Here is a 15,708-nt window from a genome sequence, read left to right as displayed (position 1 = left end):
CCAGTGTTTTGACGAATGGAATGCCGTTGTTGGCAATCTCCGGCTTAGGCGCCGAAAGCAGCCAGCTTCATCTACAAGGACTGTATTGGTTGGCCTGTGACACCGCAGAAGACGCCACCTTGCTCTGCCGCCAGGTGGTGGAGGGGTTGCCCGAACCAACGCGGGCAGCCCTGATCGCCGATGCGCAAGGCATGGGTGATGTGCTGAGTGCACTGGATGCCGCAAAGGGCCCGGGCGAGCTGGTGCTGTATGAAGCCAACCCTAACGCCACCCTGCACCTGGTCGATGATCTGCCCCGTCTCGATGTTCCTGGCCGTGTGCTTGTCGTGCTGGCGCCTGCCGGTGCTTGGGCAGACGGCAAGGTCGAGCGCTGGTGCGAGGCGCTGCGCCCGCTGTTGTTGGCCGAGGCGGCGCTGCTGCTGGTCATCAGCGGTGGCCAGAGTGCCGGCCTGGTGGAGCGCCTGCGCGTGTTCAACCAGGGCGTCGACGGCCTGGCCCAGGTGTATCGCGGCAAAGGCGGGGTCCGTTACCTGCAGCACTTCTGGAGCAACCCGCTTGGCAAAGCGGGCACCCGGGACATGGAGCTGGTGCGCCTTGACGCGGGGTTTGCCGTTGCCGGTACGCCGCAGGCGCCCACCGATACCGGTGGCGATGAGCTGTTGTGCCTGGCCCAGCGGCCGGTCCTTGAAGGGGCGCCTGCCTTCTCCGAGCACTGGCAGGTCTGCGAAAGCCTCGACGAACTGGCTGACCGCGCCAGCCGAGCGGTGTCCGCCACGGTCATTTTCGCCATGGATGGCGGGCAGCGCCTGGACAGCCTGGCGCGCCAGCTGCACCGCTTGCGCCAGTTGCGTGGCAATGCCTTGAAGCTGGTAGTGCGCGAAATGGCGCCCACCTTGCGCTACCAGGATGAACAACTGCTGCTGGCCTGCGGCGCCACCCAGATCGTGCCGTTTGGCGCCAGCCTGTCACGCTTCCTGACCATGGTGGAAAGCATCCAGGGTTATGTCTGGCGCCGACACCTGCCGACCGACTTCGATGCCTTGCTCACGCGTTTGCGGCCACTCGCGATCTGCGGCTTGGTAGCGCCTGATGCGTTCGCCGAAGCAGTGCAGAACATGTGGCACGGTGTGCGTAACGGCGAAATCGTCCACCAGTTGCTGGTGCTGCGCCCGGCCCCAGGCCTGACTCCCCTGCAGGCATGCTCGCGTACGGTGTTCCGCCGCGACGGCGACATCGCTTGTGTGGTCGGGGAGGTGTTGTTCCTGTTCCTGTTTGCCTGCCGTTCCGAAGGCGTCGAACAGGCGCTTGATCACATCTTCCAGTTGTCATGGAAAGAGCTGTTCATCAGCCAGGAAGTGCTTGCCGGCGTCGACAGCCTGGCCGCCCCGGCCTTCCTCGATAACCGCTCGCCGCAGCCGCCGCGGGTCGATGCAGCGGCGCAGTTGCCCACGCAAGCGCGGCCGGCACTGGCGCCGCGCCGGGTCGCCCTGGGCAAGCGGGGCGCAGTATGAACTTCGCGCAATTGCTGCAAGTGATCGCCCTCACTGCGTTGGTCACCTTGGGCCTGGCCTTGCTGGTGGTGCGCCTGCGCGCAGTGTTGCGCGGCTGGTTGCACCGCCGCCTTTCCCCTCGTTACCTGAAACCGCTGGGCGTACGCCACCGCGCTGCACGCCAGGAACCCCGTAATGACTAATACAACCGTCACGCTCCCGGTTCTGGCCCGATGGCCTGGTCTGGGAGCGTGGAACCTCTATTTTCTGGCCAAGTTCCTGCTGGTCGCTCTGGGCATGCTCGACTTCCAGGCGCTGCCGAACCTGTTGTTCGCAGCGTTTCTGCTGATCCCGTTGCCGGGCAAGTGGTTGCGCATTGCGCGCCAGCTAGCGGCGCTGCCGATTGGCATCGCGTTGTTCTACCAGGACACTTGGTTGCCGCCGTTCAGTCGCCTGCTGGCGCAGCCGGGGGTACTCGATTTTTCGTGGAACTACTTGCTCGAACTGCTGGGCCGTTTCATCAACTGGAACCTGATGGGCGCGCTGGCACTGCTGTTGGTGGGGTATCTGTACCTGCGCCATTGGCTGCGCCTGAGTACCCTGAGCCTGTTAGGGCTGGGCTGGCTGGCCGTCGGCGGGCTGCCGTCACTGGGGTTCACTGCGGGCCAGGCGCCCGGCACGGTGACTACCAGCCCCGCTGCGCAGGCGCAGGCCACGGCGGTTGCCGACAACGCCACGCTCGACGGCTGGCTTGAGCAGTTCTTCGCCAGTGAGCGTGAACGCGTAACGGCGTTCCCTGCCATGAATGCCGAGGAGCAGCCGTTCGACCTGCTGGTGATCAACATCTGCTCGCTGGCCTGGGATGACCTGTCGGCCGTGGGGCTGCGTGACAACCCGCTGCTCTCGCGCCTGGACGTGGTCTTCGATCAGTTCAACTCGGCCACGTCCTACAGCGGGCCGGCCGCCATCCGCGTACTGCGTGCCAGCTGTGGGCAGTCGTCCCACGCGGGCCTGTACCAGAGTGCCCCGGAGCAGTGCCTGTTGTTCCAGAACCTGGCCAGGCTTGGCTTCCAGAGCAATACCTTGCTCAACCACAGCGGGCGCTTCGACAACTTCATCGGCGATATCACCCAGCAGCACATGCCGCAACCTGGCCTGCGCAACACCGATTTCCCGCGGGCACTGGTCGGCTTCGACGGCTCGCCGATTGCCAGCGACCTGGACGTGTTGCGGCGCTGGTGGGGCCAGCGTAAAGGCACGCCGGCCGAGCATGTGTCGCTGTTCTACAACAGCATCAGCCTGCATGACGGCAACCGCATCGTCACCGCCGACGGCGGCACCCGTGTGGCCGACTACGCCACTCGCGCCAACCGCCTGTTCGGCGAGCTGGGCACCTTCCTCGACGAACTGCAGCACAGTGGCCGCCGCGTGGTCGTGGCCATCGTCCCGGAACATGGCGCCGCGCTGCATGGCGACCGCATGCAGCTGTCGGGCATGCGCGAAATCCCCACCCCGTCGATTACCCATGTGCCGGTTGGCCTCAAGTTCATCGGCATGGGGCAGCCTGCGCGCAGCGAGCCGCTGCGGGTCTCGGCGCCCACCAGCTACCTGGCGTTGTCCGAGCTGATATCGCGGGTGTACGCCGGCCTTGGCCAGCAGCAGCCATTGGACGTGCCCAGCCTGCTGAACGACCTGCCGACCACCGAACAGGTCGCGGAAACCTCCGGTGCGCAGGTCTTGAACTACCAGGGGCGCGCCTACATGCGCCTGCAAGGCCAGCCTGACTGGCAGCCTATCCCCGAGGAGAGCCGATGAAGCCTGGCAACGCTGACCCTGCCGACCGTAGTGACGACATTGCCCAACTGCGCCAGCACCTGGATATGCCGGACCTGAACTATCAGGATATTTCCATGCTGGTGGGGGTTCAGCAGGCCTTGCAGCGCTGGCCGTTGCTGGGTGAAAGCTGCCGGTCCAGTGCCCAGGATGGGCTGCTCATGCCTGCACCGAAGCGCGAGGCGGTGTTGCCATGACCAGCCTGGCGTTGCACGGCGTGCGCGGTGGCCTGGGGCGCAGTGCCTTGCTGGCCGCGCTGGGCTATGCGCTGCAGGGCGTGGGTGAGCGGGTGCTGTTGATCGACCTGTGCCCGGACAACCTGCTGGGGCTGCATTTCAACCTGCCGCTGGAGGCGCGCGAGGGCTGGGCGCTTGCCGAGCGGGAAGGGCGGCCGTACACCGACGCTGTATACGAGGTGCTCGATGGGCTGTGCCTGATGCCGTTCGGCAATGCACCTGGCGATGCGCTGCACCCGGCGGCCGACGCTGCAACCTGGGCCGCTCGCCAAGTTGAACTGGCCGAACACTTCGACTGGTTGCTGTTCGACGTGCCGCAGTTACCGGCCGCGACTGCGGGCCACTGCGTCGAGACCGATGTGCAGGTGCTGGTGGCCGAGGCCGAAATGGCCAGCCATCTGCTGCTCGGGCGCCGCCCCATCGAGCGCTACGACCTGCTGCTGATCAACCGTTACGACCCGGCCAGCCGCTTGCAGAGCGACCTTCTGATGGTGTGGCGCGACCTGTTCCGTGATCGCTTGCCCCTGCAGGTGGTGCACCGCGACGAGGCCTTTCTCGAGGCCTTGGCGTGCAAGGCCCCGCTGGGCCATTACGCGCCGCAGAGTCTGGCCTGTCGGGATGTGCAGAGCCTGGCAGTGCGCTGCCTGACGAGGCGGCAGTCGTGACCCTGAACCCTCTGTCGGCTTACGCCTGGTTCACCACACGCGGCGCGCAGCGGCCGGTCGCCTGGCTGTTTACCTTGGGTGTGGCGCTGGCTGTGCTGTTCTTGCGCCTGGAGTCGCCCGCCTGGCAGGCCCTGTTGGCCGAGCGTCAGCGCCTGTACCCGCAGTTGGCGGGCAAGCGCCCGAGCCTGGGCGACCCCGTGCGGGTGTTGATCCAGAGCCTGTGGCTGCTGCTACGGCGCCAACCGCTGCCACGCCAACCAGGGCCGGCCAGCAAGGCCTGGCGTGCCGTGCGCGGCCACTGGCACACCACGCGTCAGAGGGTGCAGCACTACCGTGGCCGGTTGATCGACCGGCTGCAACAGTTGCCCGCGCGCTATCGGGCCAGTGCCTTCAAGCAGGCAGCTTCGGCACGCCTGCGTGGCTTGAGCGTATTCGCCCGCTGGGCCTTCTATGGTGTGCTGACGCTCTGCGCCTTTGGCCTGGCCTTGCTGTGCGTGACCGAGCCGTTCGGCTACCTGGCACAGTTGATGTTCATCTGCCTGCTTCTGGGTATCGCCATGCTGGTGCGGCACATGCCGGGCCGCTTTCCGACCCTGATGTTGATCGTGCTGTCGACCATCATCTCTTGCCGCTACCTGTGGTGGCGTTATACCTCGACACTGAACTGGAACGACACCACGGACCTGGTGTGCGGGGTGATCCTGCTGGCTGCCGAGACCTACTCGTGGTGCGTACTGATTCTGGGCTACATCCAGACCTGCTGGCCGCTGCAGCGCAAGCCAGCGAACCTGCCGGCCAACCCCGGGCACTGGCCGACGGTCGACCTGATGATCCCCACCTACAACGAAGACTTGGCGGTGGTGCGCACCACAGTGCTGGCCGCCCTGGGCCTGGACTGGCCACGCGAGTGCTTGCGCATCTACATTCTCGACGATGGCCGACGCGATGCGTTCCGCGCCTTCGCCGACGAGGTCGGCGTGGGCTACATCGTGCGCCCGGACAACAAGCACGCCAAGGCCGGCAACCTCAACCACGCGCTGGGTGTGACCGACAGCGAGCTGATCGCCATCTTCGACTGCGACCACGTGCCGGTGCGCTCATTCCTGCAAATGACGGTGGGCTGGTTCCTCAAGGACCCGAAGCTTGCGCTGGTGCAGACGCCGCACCACTTCTTCTCGCCAGACCCGTTCGAACGCAACCTGGGCTCGTTCCGCCGCCGGCCCAATGAAGGCGAGCTGTTCTACGGCCTGATCCAGGACGGTAACGACATGTGGAATGCGGCATTCTTCTGCGGTTCATGCGCGGTACTGCGGCGTACGGCGCTGCAAAGCATTGGCGGCTTTGCCGTGGAGACCGTGACCGAAGATGCCCACACCGCCTTGCGCATGCACCGCCAGGGCTGGTCTTCGGCCTACCTGAGCATCCCCCAGGCGGCGGGCCTGGCCACCGAGAGCCTGTCGGCGCACATCGGCCAGCGTATTCGCTGGGCGCGTGGCATGGTGCAAATCTTTCGTACCGACAACCCGATTTTCGGCCGCGGGCTGAGCCTGTTCCAGCGGGTGTGTTACGCCAACGCCATGCTGCACTTCTTGGCCGGCCTGCCGCGGCTGGTGTTTCTGACTGCGCCGCTGGCGTTCCTGTTGCTGCATGCCTACATCATCTATGCCCCTGCCTTGATGATCCTGCTGTACGTATTGCCGCACATGATCCACGCCAGCCTGACCAACTCGCGCATGCAGGGCAAGTACCGGCAAACGTTCTGGGGCGAGGTCTACGAGACCGTGCTGGCCTGGTACATCGCCCGTCCCACCACGGTCGCGCTGTTCGCGCCGAAGAAGGGCACCTTCAACGTCACCGCCAAGGGCGGCCTGATGGAGCAGGGGCAGTTCGACTGGCGCATCGCCCAGCCTTACCTGTGGCTTGCGGCACTCAACGTGGCCGGCCTGGGCTTTGCCGTGTGGCGGCTGTTCACCGGCCCCACGGCGGAAGTCGGCACGGTGATCGTCAGCTCGCTGTGGGTGGTCTACAACCTGCTGATCATCGGCGCCGCCGTTGCCGTGGCCGCCGAGGTGCGCCAGGTACGCCGCGCCCACCGGGTGCAGATGCACTTGCCGGCGGGGCTGGTGCTGGCCAGCGGTCACGCCTACCCCTGCACCCTGGTCGATTACTCCGATGGCGGCGTCGGCCTGCAGTTGCACCAAGGCCTTGCGCTCAAACCCGGGGCGCAGGTACGCCTGCTGCTCAACCGTGGCCAGCGCGAGTTTGCCTTCCAGGCCAGCGTCACCCGTACCGTCGGGCAACACGTGGGCCTGGTGTTCCACGACCTGAGCCAGCAACAGCGCATCGACCTGGTTCACTGCACCTTTGCCCGTGCCGATGCCTGGCTTGGCTGGCACCAGCAACACGAGGCCGATCGCCCGCTGCGCAGCCTGGTCGAGGTGCTGAAGCTGGGCGCTGTCGGTTACCTGCGCCTGGTCGAGCACATGCCGCCGTGGCTGCGGACGTGGTTGCGCCCGCTGCGCGCGCTGGTGCATTGGCTGGCCAGCTACAGGCCCCGCACGCCGCGGCCTATCCCTTTCATGAACCCTGTTGATCGAGACGCATGATGACTGGTTATCCCGCGCGTACCTGGAGCCTGGCGATGGCGCTGTTTGCCGCCTTGTCGCAGAGCGCCGCTGCCGCCTCCGAAGCCCCGCTTGCCGAGCCCGTCGTACCCAAGGTGCCGAGCTGGCCGGTTACGAAAACCTTCGAGCAGCTCGGGCATGCGTCCGACAGCCTGCTGCTGGGGGTGCGCAATAGCGAACACATCGAGTTCGGCCTGCGTCGCGACCGCCTCGCCACCGACGCCACCTTGCAGCTGAACTACACGCCTTCGCCCGCGCTGTTGCCGAACCTGTCACACCTGCGCGTCTACCTCAATGACGAGTTGATGGGGGTAGTGCCGGTTGAGAAGGAGCAACTTGGCCAGCGCGTGCGCCGCCAACTGCCCCTGGACCCGAAGCTGCTCAGCGACTTCAACCGGGTCCGCCTGGAGTTTGTCGGGCATTACACCGACATCTGCGAAGACCCGGCGCACAGCGGCCTGTGGCTGAACCTGAACCGCAAGAGCCAAGTGCAGTTGCACGAGCAGGCACTGGCGCTGGACAACGACCTGGCGTACTTCCCGCTGCCGTTCTTTGACGCGCGCGACACCGGCAAGGTCGAGCTGCCGGTGGTGTTCAGTGGCGTGCCGAGCTTGGGTGAGCAGCGTGCGGCCGCTATCCTGGCGTCTTACTTCGGCAGCCAGGCCGGCTGGCGCAAGGCAACCTTCCCGGTGCTGTACAACCGCCTGCCGGCCAGTGCCGAAACCCCCAAGCCGAGCATCGTGTTTGCCAGCAATGAACGCCGCCCGGCATTTCTCGCCGACCTGCAGCAGTTTCCGCTGGTCGACGGCCCGGTGTTGCAGATGATCGACCATCCGCATGACCGCTTCAGCAAGGTGCTGTTGGTACTGGGGCGCAACGATGACGACCTGATCAAGGCCGCTTCGGCGCTGGCGGTGGGCAACAACCTGTTCCGTGGTGCCCGAGTGCAGGTCGAGCAGATGACCGCGCTGCAGCCGCGCAAGCCCTACGACGCGCCAAACTGGACGCGCACCGATCGGCCGGTGCGCTTCGCCGAACTGCTCGACTACCCCGAGCAGCTGCAAGTCAGTGGCCTGCAACCGCGGCCGGTGACGCTGTCACTGAATTTGCCGCCAGACTTGTTCGTCTGGCGCAACCAGGGCATCCCGTTGCGCACGCTGTACCGCTACACGGCACCGGCAGTGACTGACGAATCGCGCCTGAGCATCAGCGTCAATGACCAGTACATCACCAGCATGCCGCTGGTGGGCAACGACCGGCGCGGCGGCACGCTCGAGCAGGTGCGCCTGGCGGTGTTGTCCGGTGACAGCAGCGCACTGACCGAGAAATCGCTGGTGCCGGCGTTGAAGATCGGTGACCGCAACCGCTTGCGTTTCGATTTCAGCTTTGCCAGCACCCTGGGCAGCGCCCAGCGCGATCATTGCCAGACGTCGCTGCCGGTGGATGTGCGCGCGGCGATCGACGAAAACTCGACCATCGACTTGTCCGGCTACCACCATTACATCGCCATGCCCGACCTGCGCGCCTTCGCCCGCAGCGGCTTCCCGTTCAGCCGCATGGCCGACCTTTCCGAAACCCTGGTCATCATGCCGGCAACGCCCACGGCGATGCAGGTTGGCACCTTGCTCGATGCGGTTGGTGGGCTGGCCGGGCAAATCGGTTACCCGGCGCTTGGCCTGAAGCTGGTCGATGACTGGAAGCAGGCAACGGCCGCCGATGCCGACTTGTTGCTGATTGGCAGCTTGCCCGAGGCCTTGAGCGATGCGCCTAACCTCGGCCTGCTGCTCAGCGCCCAGCGTGACTGGCTGCTGCAAGGCCGTAGCGCAGGGTTGCCAGGCAGCCAGCGCTTCGACACCGCGCCGGTGGCCGCGAGCAGCCGTGTGGCGGTCAGCGCGCAGGCGCCGATCGCGGCCATCACCGGGTTGAAATCGCCGTTCCACGAGCAGCGCAGCGTCGTCGCCCTGCTGGCCAACAGCGACAGCGATTACGCATTGCTGCGCGACGTGCTGGGTGATGTGGGCAAACTCGATGCCGTGGCCGGTTCGGTGACGCTGGTGCGCAGCAGTGGTGTCACCAGCCAGTTCGTCGGCGAGCACTACTTTGTCGGTGCGCTGCCCTGGTGGATGTTGCTGTGGTTCCACTTGTCCGAGCACCCAGTGTTGCTGGCGGCGATCGCGGCCCTTTGCGTGGTGCTGTTTGCCTTCTTGCTGTGGCGGGCTTTACGCTGGGCAGGCCGTCGTCGCTTGGGCGAGCGCGGGTGATGGTGCGTCCGTTGCTGGTAGGGCTGGTCGCCTTGGGCTTGCCCGTTTTCGCCAATGCCGCACCCGCCTGCCCGTGGCCGGCCTGGGAGCGCTTCAAGGCCGAGCTGGTGAGCGTGGACGGGCGGGTCATCGACCCGAGCGATGAGCGCCTGATCACCACCTCGGAAGGGCAGAGCTATGCGCTGTTCTTCGCCCTGGTGGGCAATGACCGGAAGGCGTTCGCGCAGGTGCTGGGCTGGACCGGCAACAACCTCGCCGAGGGCGACCTGGCGCGGCACCTGCCAGCCTGGTTGTGGGGGCGCAAGGGCCAGAACCAGTGGCAGGTGCTGGATGCCAACAACGCCAGCGACGCCGACCTGTGGATTGCCTACAGCCTGCTGGAGGCGGGGCGGCTTTGGGAGATGCCTGCCTATACGCAACTGGGGCAGCACATGCTATGGCGCATCGCCGCCCAGACCGTGCGCAAGCTGCCCGGCCTGGGGGTGATGCTGCTGCCTGGTGACTACGGCTTCGAGGATGCCAACGGCACCCGCTTGAACCCAAGCTACCTGCCGCTGCAGGTGTTGGACCGCTTCAGCCTGGTGGACCCGCTGTGGGGCGAACTTGCCGCCAACACGCGGCGTCTGTGGCTGGCTTCGTCGCCAAAGGGCTTCGCCCCGGACTGGCTGCTGTGGACGCCGGCCGGTGAGCTGGCTGCGGACCCGCAGCATGGCAACGGCGGCGACTACGACGCCATTCGCGTGTACCTGTGGGTCGGCATGCTGGCCGAGGGCGCAGCGCAACGTGCCGAACTGCTGGCTCATTATGCCCCGATGGCGGCAGTGACCGCACACCAAGGGCTACCGCCAGAACGCGCTGATGCGCACAGCGGTAACACCAGCGGCCATGGCCCGGCGGGGTTCTCTGCAGCATTGCTGCCATTGCTGGCCGCGTCGCCAGCGCACGTTGCCAGCCTTGCCGCCCAGCGTCAGCGCCTGCACGAGCAGCCAGTCGAGGCCAAGGCCTATTACGGCCAGGTGCTGGCGCTGTTCGGCCAGGGCTGGGATGAAGCCCGTTACCGTTTTGACCCGCACGGCCGCTTGTTGCCGGCCTGGAGCGCGCCATGCAGCGAATGATTGGTGTGGTGATGCTGGCGACGCTGGCGTGCCAGGCCGTAGCGCAACCCAAGGATGCCGCTGAACAGCGCCAATGGCTGCTGGACCAGGTGCGTCGGGGCGAGGCATTGCACCGTGACGATCTGGTGCGCGATGCACTGGGCCGCCTGCAATTGCTGGAGCCGCGCAACCCGGACGTGCTGCTGGCAGCCCTGAGCCTGGCGTTGCGTGACAAGAACACCACCGAGGCCCAGCAGTTGCAGGCCCGGATCACTGCCCTGGCGCCTGGCAGCCTGCAGGCACGCCAGGCCACGCGCCTGCTTGCGCTGCAGCAGCCAGAGGCCGTGCGACGCTTGCAGCAGGCACGCCTGTTGGCCGTTACCGGGCGCAATGAAGAAGCGCTGGCGGCGTATGAGCACTTGTTTGCGGGTGAACCGCCCAGCCTTGAGCTGGCCCTTGACTACTGGCGCGTGCGCGGCAACCTGCCAGGCCAACGCCCTGAAGCCATCCGCCAGTTGCAGCAACTGGACCGGCAGTACCCCGGCAGCGCCGGGCTGCGCCAGACCCTGGCCGGTTGGCTGTTCGCTGAAAACCGCGACCGCGAAGCGCTGGCGCTGCTCGATCAACTGTCGCGAGACCCTGGCGCACGCGATGCCGCTGCCCAGCGCGAGTTCGACTACCTGTCCGGGCAGGCGGTGAGCACCGCCAGTGCGGCGGCCTGGCAAGCTTTCCTGCAACGCTACCCAGCCTCGCCGCTGCTGGCCCAGGCCAGCGATAACCTGCAACAGCAGCGCAAACTGCTGGCCGACCCGTCCTGGCAGGCTGGCCAGCAGGGCAAGGCGTTGCTCGACAAGGGCCGTAACGCCGAAGCTGAAGCACAACTGCGCCGGGCGCTGCGCCAATATCCGGACGATGCCAGCCTGTACGGTGCCCTGGGTTATGCGCTGATGCGCCAGAGCCGCTACCAAGACGCCAACGCTGCGTTCCGGGCGGCCAGCGTCAAGGAGCAGGACACCTACTGGATCAGCCAATGGAAAGACCTGGAGTCGTCCAGCCAGTATTGGGCGCTGCTCAACAAAGCTGAGCGGGCATTGCAGGCAAACGACCTGCGAGGCGCGCGCGCCCTTTACCTGCAGGCACGCCAGCAGCGTCCCAAGGATGAATACGCCTTGCTGGGCCTGGCGGATGTCGCGCTGGCAGAGGGCGATGCGGCAGCTGCCGAGCGCCAATTCCTGCAGGTGCGGCGCATGGCGCCGGATAACGAAAGCGCTGTGCGTGGCCTGATGCGTGTGTACCAGGCGCAGTCGCCAGACAAGGCGCAGGCATACCTGGACAGCCTGCCGCCACGCCAGCAAGCGCAGTTCGCCAGCCTGCGCCGCAGCCTGGAACTGGCGCGCCTGCGCCAACAGGGTGATGAAGCCCTGCAGCGCGAAGACTGGCAGGCGGCCAGCCAGGCGCTGGGCCAGGCAACTGCCTTGGCCCCCGATGAGCCTTGGCTGGTTTATCAGCTGGCCAACAGCTTGCGTCACCAGGGGCGCACCGCCGAGGCCGACGCAGCATTCGCCAGGCTGGTGCAGCACCAGCCACTCGACCCGGCAACCCGCTATGCCCACGGTCTGTTCCTGGAGTCCAGCGACCGTGATGCCTTGGCTCTGGACAGCCTGGGCGCGGTACCGCAGGCGACCTGGACCCCGGACATGCACGCGCTGCAGCAGCGTATTCAACGGCGCATGACCCTGGCCTCAGCGCAACAGCTGCAGGCACAAGGCCGTGGTGCCGAGGCAACAGCTTTGCTGGAAGCCAGTCTGGCGCGTGGTGAAGGTAGCCCGGATGACGTGATGCTGTTGGGCGACTGGGCAGCAGCGCGCGGTGAACCTGGCAAAGCGCGTGGTTATTACCAGCGTGTACTTGCCGTGCAGCCTGGGCGTGCTGATGCGCGGCTTGGGGTGATGGAAAGCGCCGTGGCCGAAGGCAACCTGGCGCAGGCCCGGCACATGCTGGGCGTGCAGGTGCCACAATTTGCCGCTGATGACAGCAACGCCCAACGGCGTTTGGCGGCGGTCTGGGTCGCCTTGGGCGAGCACGAGCAAGCGGCGAGGCTGCTCGACCGGATTGCCGCGCAGCAGGCGCGCCCCGATCCATTGCTGCGGCGCGACGCCGCCCGCTTGGTGGCGCAGGATGACCCGCAACGGGCGCTGGACCTCTATGCGGCGGCCATGGCCGATGCGCAGTTGCTCGACCGCGCCGCCGTGTCGCCACGCGACGACCGCGCGCTGACACTGGCCAGCCGCGAGCAGGGCGCCGATGACTGGCTGGCGCGCAGCTTGCGCAGCGACGTCGATGCCCTGTATCGCCAGCGCAATACCCACGTGACCCTGATGCATGACTACGGCTGGCGCGAGGATGACGGTACGCCGGGCACGTCCGAGCTGAGCACCCAGTCGACCTTGTTGCATGTCGATACCCCCTGGCAGGACGGCACCGCCTTTGCGCGGGTAGAACGTATCGGCATGGATGCGGGCTCGTTCGAGCAGAACGATCAGGGGCGTTACACCCCCGACTTCGGCAGCTGCCAGTTTGTTGGCCAGACGGCTGACGGAAAATCGCTGCCCGCGTGTACGGGCGGCTCGCAGACAGCCAACGGCAGTGTGCTGGCGCTGGGTTGGCAGGGCAGCCGCTGGGCCTTCGACCTGGGCACCACCCAGGGCTACGCAGTCAACAACTGGCTGGGTGGGGCAACGGTCAACGGCGACCTGGGCCAGGTCGGCTGGTCACTGACCGCTTCGCGGCGGCCAATGAGCAACTCGCTGCTGTCGTTCGCCGGGGCACGTGACCCGGCAACCGGCGTGCGCTGGGGCGGGGTCACGGCCAATGGCGGCACGCTTGGCCTGAGCTGGGACCAAGGGGGCGATAACGGCGTCTGGGCCAGCCTGGGGCACCACTGGCTGTATGGCGAAAACGTCACCGACAACCAGCGCACTCGCGCCATGGCCGGCTACTACCACCGCCTGGTGGAGAAAGCCGACGAGCGCGTACGCGTTGGCCTGACGCTGATGCACTGGCGTCACGACAAGGACCTGGGCGGCTACAGCCTGGGGCAGGGCGGCTATTACAGCCCGCAACGCTACACGTCGGTGGGCGTGCCGGTCAGTTACGCCTGGCGCAACTACGACTGGTCGTTGCTGCTGGAAGGTTCGGTCGGTTGGTCCCAGGCCCACAGCGGCCGCAGCCGCCTGTACCCGGACGCGCACATCAACCACAAGGTACTGGCGCAGTATGACGTGCGCTCGAACATCGATGCCATGAACGACGCCAGCGACAGCAGCGGCCTGGGCTACCGCCTGCGCGGCCTGTTCGAACGCCGCCTGAGCGACCACTGGGTGCTGGGGGGCGGGTTCGATTGGCAGCACAGCGATGACTATGCTCCGAGCCATGGCATGCTGTACCTGCGCTACCTGTTCGAGCCGTGGCGGGGCAACCTGGCGCTGCCGGTGGCGCCGCTTGAGCCGTACAGCGAGTGGCGTTGAGGCACGCTGCCCCTAGTGTGGTGTTTCGGAAACACCACACTAGGGCGACCGTACACCAGGGATGCGCTACTCAGCCGTGCGTTCCAGTGTGCGGTCTTCGCGGACGAATGCAATGAAGCGCTGGCTTGCCAGGGCCAAGTATTCACCGCGTCGCCAGCACAATCGAAAGTCCATGTGCTGCGCGGGTTCGAAGGGAATGCCGACTAGCCCTGGTGTGCATTGCTGCACCGAACGCAGCAGGGTGGCAATACCGACGTTGTCTTGTGCTGCCTGGATCACCAGCGAAACGAAGTTGCTCTGCAGTGCAGTCCGGTACCGCACGCCCTGCGTGGCGACGAATGCGTCGAGCATGTGCCGTTGCAGGAATGTGCTGTCGAATACGGCCATCTCGACGTCCTGCAGATCGCCAGGTTCAAGATGGGGCAGGGTGGCCAGGGGATGGTCCGCGTGCATGCACAGCACCATTTCATCCTTGCCCAGCAGTACTGACTCCCAGGACGGGATGACGCGCCGCGACTCGAGCAGCGCCACATCGATTTCACGCCGCTCCAGGCGCTGGCTGATGTCGTCGGCGCTGCCTTCCAGCACGGTCATGACAACGCCTGGGTAAGCCTTGCGAAAACTACTCAGCAGCCTAGGCAGATAATAGAGGCCGAACATCGGCGGGATACCCAGGCGCACCTCGCCGCTTTGCAGGTCCCCCATGTCGCGCAGTTCTTGGCGAGCCGTGTCGAGTTCTCGCAGCACCGAATCGATGCGGGCGAGGAAGCGTTCGCCTTCTGCGGTCGGCACTACACGGCGGCCAGCGCGGTTGAACAGCATCATGCCCAGCTCTTCCTCCAGGCGGGTAATCGCCATGCTCAATGCCGGTTGAGCGATGTGCAGGCTTTTCGCAGCCTTGGTAAAACTGCCCTGGCGATTGACCTCGACGCAGCAGCGTAGCGCTTTCAGGTTCATGCCACCGCTCCATAACAAAATGTGATCGCGAGCATCATAACAATATATTTTTCATTATGAACAAGCCTGTCTAGGATGTGCTGCTCAACCACCAGGGGCCGCATGATGACCATCGCTTTTATCGGTTTGGGAACAATGGGGCTGCCCATGGCAACCCACCTGCTCAGCGCTTACCCGGGCTTGCTGGTGAGTTCTGCCAGCGGTCAGGCGTATGCGGCGCTTGAGCGTCTGGGCGCGCAGCCGACCGATGAGCGTAAGGCCTTGGCCGCTTGCGACACGGTGTTTCTCTGTTTGCCCGATGACCAGGTTGTCGAGCAGGTGCTGTTTTCTGCCCAGGGCCTGGCGCAATGGATGCGCCCTGGCAGTACGGTGGTCGATACCAGTACCCTCGGGTATGCCCAGACCCTCGACATCGCGCGCCGCCTCGCCTCGCTGGGCGTGCGTTTCATGGACGCCCCTGTCTCGGGTATGGCCCAGCGCGCTGGCGACGGCACGCTTACCGCCATGTGTGGTGGCCAGGCCGAGGTCGTTGAACAGATGCGTCCTTACCTGCAGACCATGGCATCGACCATCCTTCATATGGGCCCGGTGGGCAGCGGCCAATTGGCCAAGCTGATCAACCAGTTGCTCTACAACATCAACATCGCAGCACTTGCCGAAATCCTGCCCATGGCCTGCAAGCTGGGCCTGGATGCCCAGCAGGTCAGCCGCGTGGTCAACACTGGAACCGGGCGCAGCCACGCTTCGGAATACTTTCTGCCGCATATTCTGGCCGGCAGCTTCACCAGCAGCTACCCGCTGCAGGATGCCTACAAGGACATGCGTCACGGTGCACAGCTGAGCGCCGAGATGGGCCTGCCACTACCGGTGTTGGCGGCTGCCACCGCGACCTACCAGACGGCACTGCTGCAAGGCCATGGCAGCCAGGACAAAGGCGCCATGATCAAAGTATTCGAGGCGCTGCTCGATGTGCAATTCCGTACCCCACCTGCAACCCATTGACCCGCCCACTCAGCCAGAG

The 15,708-nt window shown here is 65.8% G+C and carries 12 protein-coding genes; 10 read left to right on the top strand and 2 right to left on the bottom strand.

The window, feature by feature from the left end; genetic code table 11:
- Positions 1-20: 20 nt before the first annotated feature.
- Genes HU766_RS10055 through bcsC form a run of 9 tightly spaced genes read left to right on the top strand, consistent with a single transcriptional unit; the run spans position 21 to position 13,730 of the window.
- Positions 21-1,511 carry a BcsE family c-di-GMP-binding protein gene (locus HU766_RS10055; protein WP_186655991.1) on the top strand — a complete coding sequence of 497 codons (1,491 nt, stop codon included), beginning with the start codon at positions 21-23 and terminating at the stop codon, positions 1,509-1,511.
- Entirely contained in the window at positions 1,508-1,693 is a 186-nt protein-coding gene (gene bcsF / locus HU766_RS10050) for a cellulose biosynthesis protein BcsF (RefSeq protein ID WP_186655988.1), read from the top strand. Before HU766_RS10055 ends, bcsF begins: the two co-directional genes overlap by 4 nt.
- Positions 1,686-3,305 carry a cellulose biosynthesis protein BcsG gene (gene bcsG, locus HU766_RS10045; RefSeq protein WP_186655985.1) on the top strand — a complete coding sequence of 540 codons (1,620 nt, stop codon included), beginning with the start codon at positions 1,686-1,688 and terminating at the stop codon, positions 3,303-3,305. The genes bcsF and bcsG overlap by 8 nt, the downstream gene beginning before the upstream one ends.
- Positions 3,302-3,520, top strand: a complete 219-nt coding sequence (gene bcsR / locus HU766_RS10040) for a cellulose biosynthesis protein BcsR (protein WP_033698437.1) — start codon at positions 3,302-3,304, stop codon at positions 3,518-3,520. The genes bcsG and bcsR overlap by 4 nt, the downstream gene beginning before the upstream one ends.
- On the top strand, positions 3,517-4,224 hold the full coding sequence (gene bcsQ / locus HU766_RS10035; RefSeq protein WP_033698435.1) for a cellulose biosynthesis protein BcsQ: 708 nt from the start codon (positions 3,517-3,519) through the stop codon (positions 4,222-4,224). Before bcsR ends, bcsQ begins: the two co-directional genes overlap by 4 nt.
- A complete protein-coding gene (bcsA, locus tag HU766_RS10030) occupies positions 4,221-6,830 on the top strand; it encodes a UDP-forming cellulose synthase catalytic subunit (protein ID WP_162525058.1) in 2,610 nt (869 codons plus the stop codon). The genes bcsQ and bcsA overlap by 4 nt, the downstream gene beginning before the upstream one ends.
- Positions 6,827-9,109 (top strand): cellulose biosynthesis cyclic di-GMP-binding regulatory protein BcsB, encoded by a 2,283-nt coding sequence (bcsB, locus tag HU766_RS10025; RefSeq protein WP_186655968.1) that lies wholly within the window; start codon positions 6,827-6,829, stop codon positions 9,107-9,109. The genes bcsA and bcsB overlap by 4 nt, the downstream gene beginning before the upstream one ends.
- A complete protein-coding gene (gene bcsZ, locus HU766_RS10020; RefSeq protein ID WP_186655965.1) occupies positions 9,109-10,224 on the top strand; it encodes a cellulose synthase complex periplasmic endoglucanase BcsZ in 1,116 nt (371 codons plus the stop codon). Before bcsB ends, bcsZ begins: the two co-directional genes overlap by 1 nt.
- The gene (gene bcsC / locus HU766_RS10015; protein WP_186655962.1) at positions 10,212-13,730 is read left to right on the top strand and encodes a cellulose synthase complex outer membrane protein BcsC; all 3,519 of its coding nucleotides are present in this window, start codon (positions 10,212-10,214) and stop codon (positions 13,728-13,730) included. The genes bcsZ and bcsC overlap by 13 nt, the downstream gene beginning before the upstream one ends.
- Before the next feature lie 66 nt (positions 13,731-13,796).
- Here the strand turns inward: bcsC and HU766_RS10010 are convergent, their stop codons facing one another.
- The gene (locus HU766_RS10010; RefSeq protein ID WP_186655959.1) at positions 13,797-14,687 is read right to left on the bottom strand and encodes a LysR family transcriptional regulator; all 891 of its coding nucleotides are present in this window, start codon (positions 14,685-14,687) and stop codon (positions 13,797-13,799) included.
- Complete coding sequence (locus HU766_RS10005) at positions 14,684-14,836, bottom strand: hypothetical protein (RefSeq protein WP_186656125.1); 153 nt, start codon at positions 14,834-14,836, stop codon at positions 14,684-14,686. The genes HU766_RS10010 and HU766_RS10005 overlap by 4 nt, the downstream gene beginning before the upstream one ends.
- Here HU766_RS10005 and HU766_RS10000 point away from each other — a divergent pair.
- Complete coding sequence (locus HU766_RS10000) at positions 14,835-15,689, top strand: NAD(P)-dependent oxidoreductase (protein WP_238338593.1); 855 nt, start codon at positions 14,835-14,837, stop codon at positions 15,687-15,689. The two genes, HU766_RS10005 and HU766_RS10000, sit on opposite strands and share 2 nt — an antisense overlap.
- The last annotated feature ends 19 nt before the right edge of the window (positions 15,690-15,708 follow it).

This window comes from Pseudomonas sp. SWRI77 (genome assembly GCF_014269105.1).
GTDB lineage: Bacteria > Pseudomonadota > Gammaproteobacteria > Pseudomonadales > Pseudomonadaceae > Aquipseudomonas > Aquipseudomonas capeferrum.
The sequence above is the reverse complement of the archived record's forward strand: the minus strand, read 5'-3'. Positions and strand labels throughout refer to the sequence as shown.

What these genes read in the sequence shown, in the direction of transcription:
- HU766_RS10055 (WP_186655991.1), top strand. Translation starts at nt 21, where the DNA reads ATGCCGTTGTTGGCAATCTCCGGCTTAGGCGCCGAAAGCAGCCAGCTT.
- bcsF (WP_186655988.1), top strand. Translation starts at nt 1,508, where the DNA reads ATGAACTTCGCGCAATTGCTGCAAGTGATCGCCCTCACTGCGTTGGTC.
- bcsG (WP_186655985.1), top strand. Translation starts at nt 1,686, where the DNA reads ATGACTAATACAACCGTCACGCTCCCGGTTCTGGCCCGATGGCCTGGT.
- bcsR (WP_033698437.1), top strand. Translation starts at nt 3,302, where the DNA reads ATGAAGCCTGGCAACGCTGACCCTGCCGACCGTAGTGACGACATTGCC.
- bcsQ (WP_033698435.1), top strand. Translation starts at nt 3,517, where the DNA reads ATGACCAGCCTGGCGTTGCACGGCGTGCGCGGTGGCCTGGGGCGCAGT.
- bcsB (WP_186655968.1), top strand. Translation starts at nt 6,827, where the DNA reads ATGATGACTGGTTATCCCGCGCGTACCTGGAGCCTGGCGATGGCGCTG.
- bcsZ (WP_186655965.1), top strand. Translation starts at nt 9,109, where the DNA reads ATGGTGCGTCCGTTGCTGGTAGGGCTGGTCGCCTTGGGCTTGCCCGTT.
- bcsC (WP_186655962.1), top strand. Translation starts at nt 10,212, where the DNA reads ATGCAGCGAATGATTGGTGTGGTGATGCTGGCGACGCTGGCGTGCCAG.
- HU766_RS10010 (WP_186655959.1), bottom strand. Translation starts at nt 14,687, where the DNA reads ATGAACCTGAAAGCGCTACGCTGCTGCGTCGAGGTCAATCGCCAGGGC.
- HU766_RS10000 (WP_238338593.1), top strand. Translation starts at nt 14,835, where the DNA reads ATGGCAACCCACCTGCTCAGCGCTTACCCGGGCTTGCTGGTGAGTTCT.
- HU766_RS10005 (WP_186656125.1), bottom strand. Translation starts at nt 14,836, where the DNA reads ATGGGCAGCCCCATTGTTCCCAAACCGATAAAAGCGATGGTCATCATG.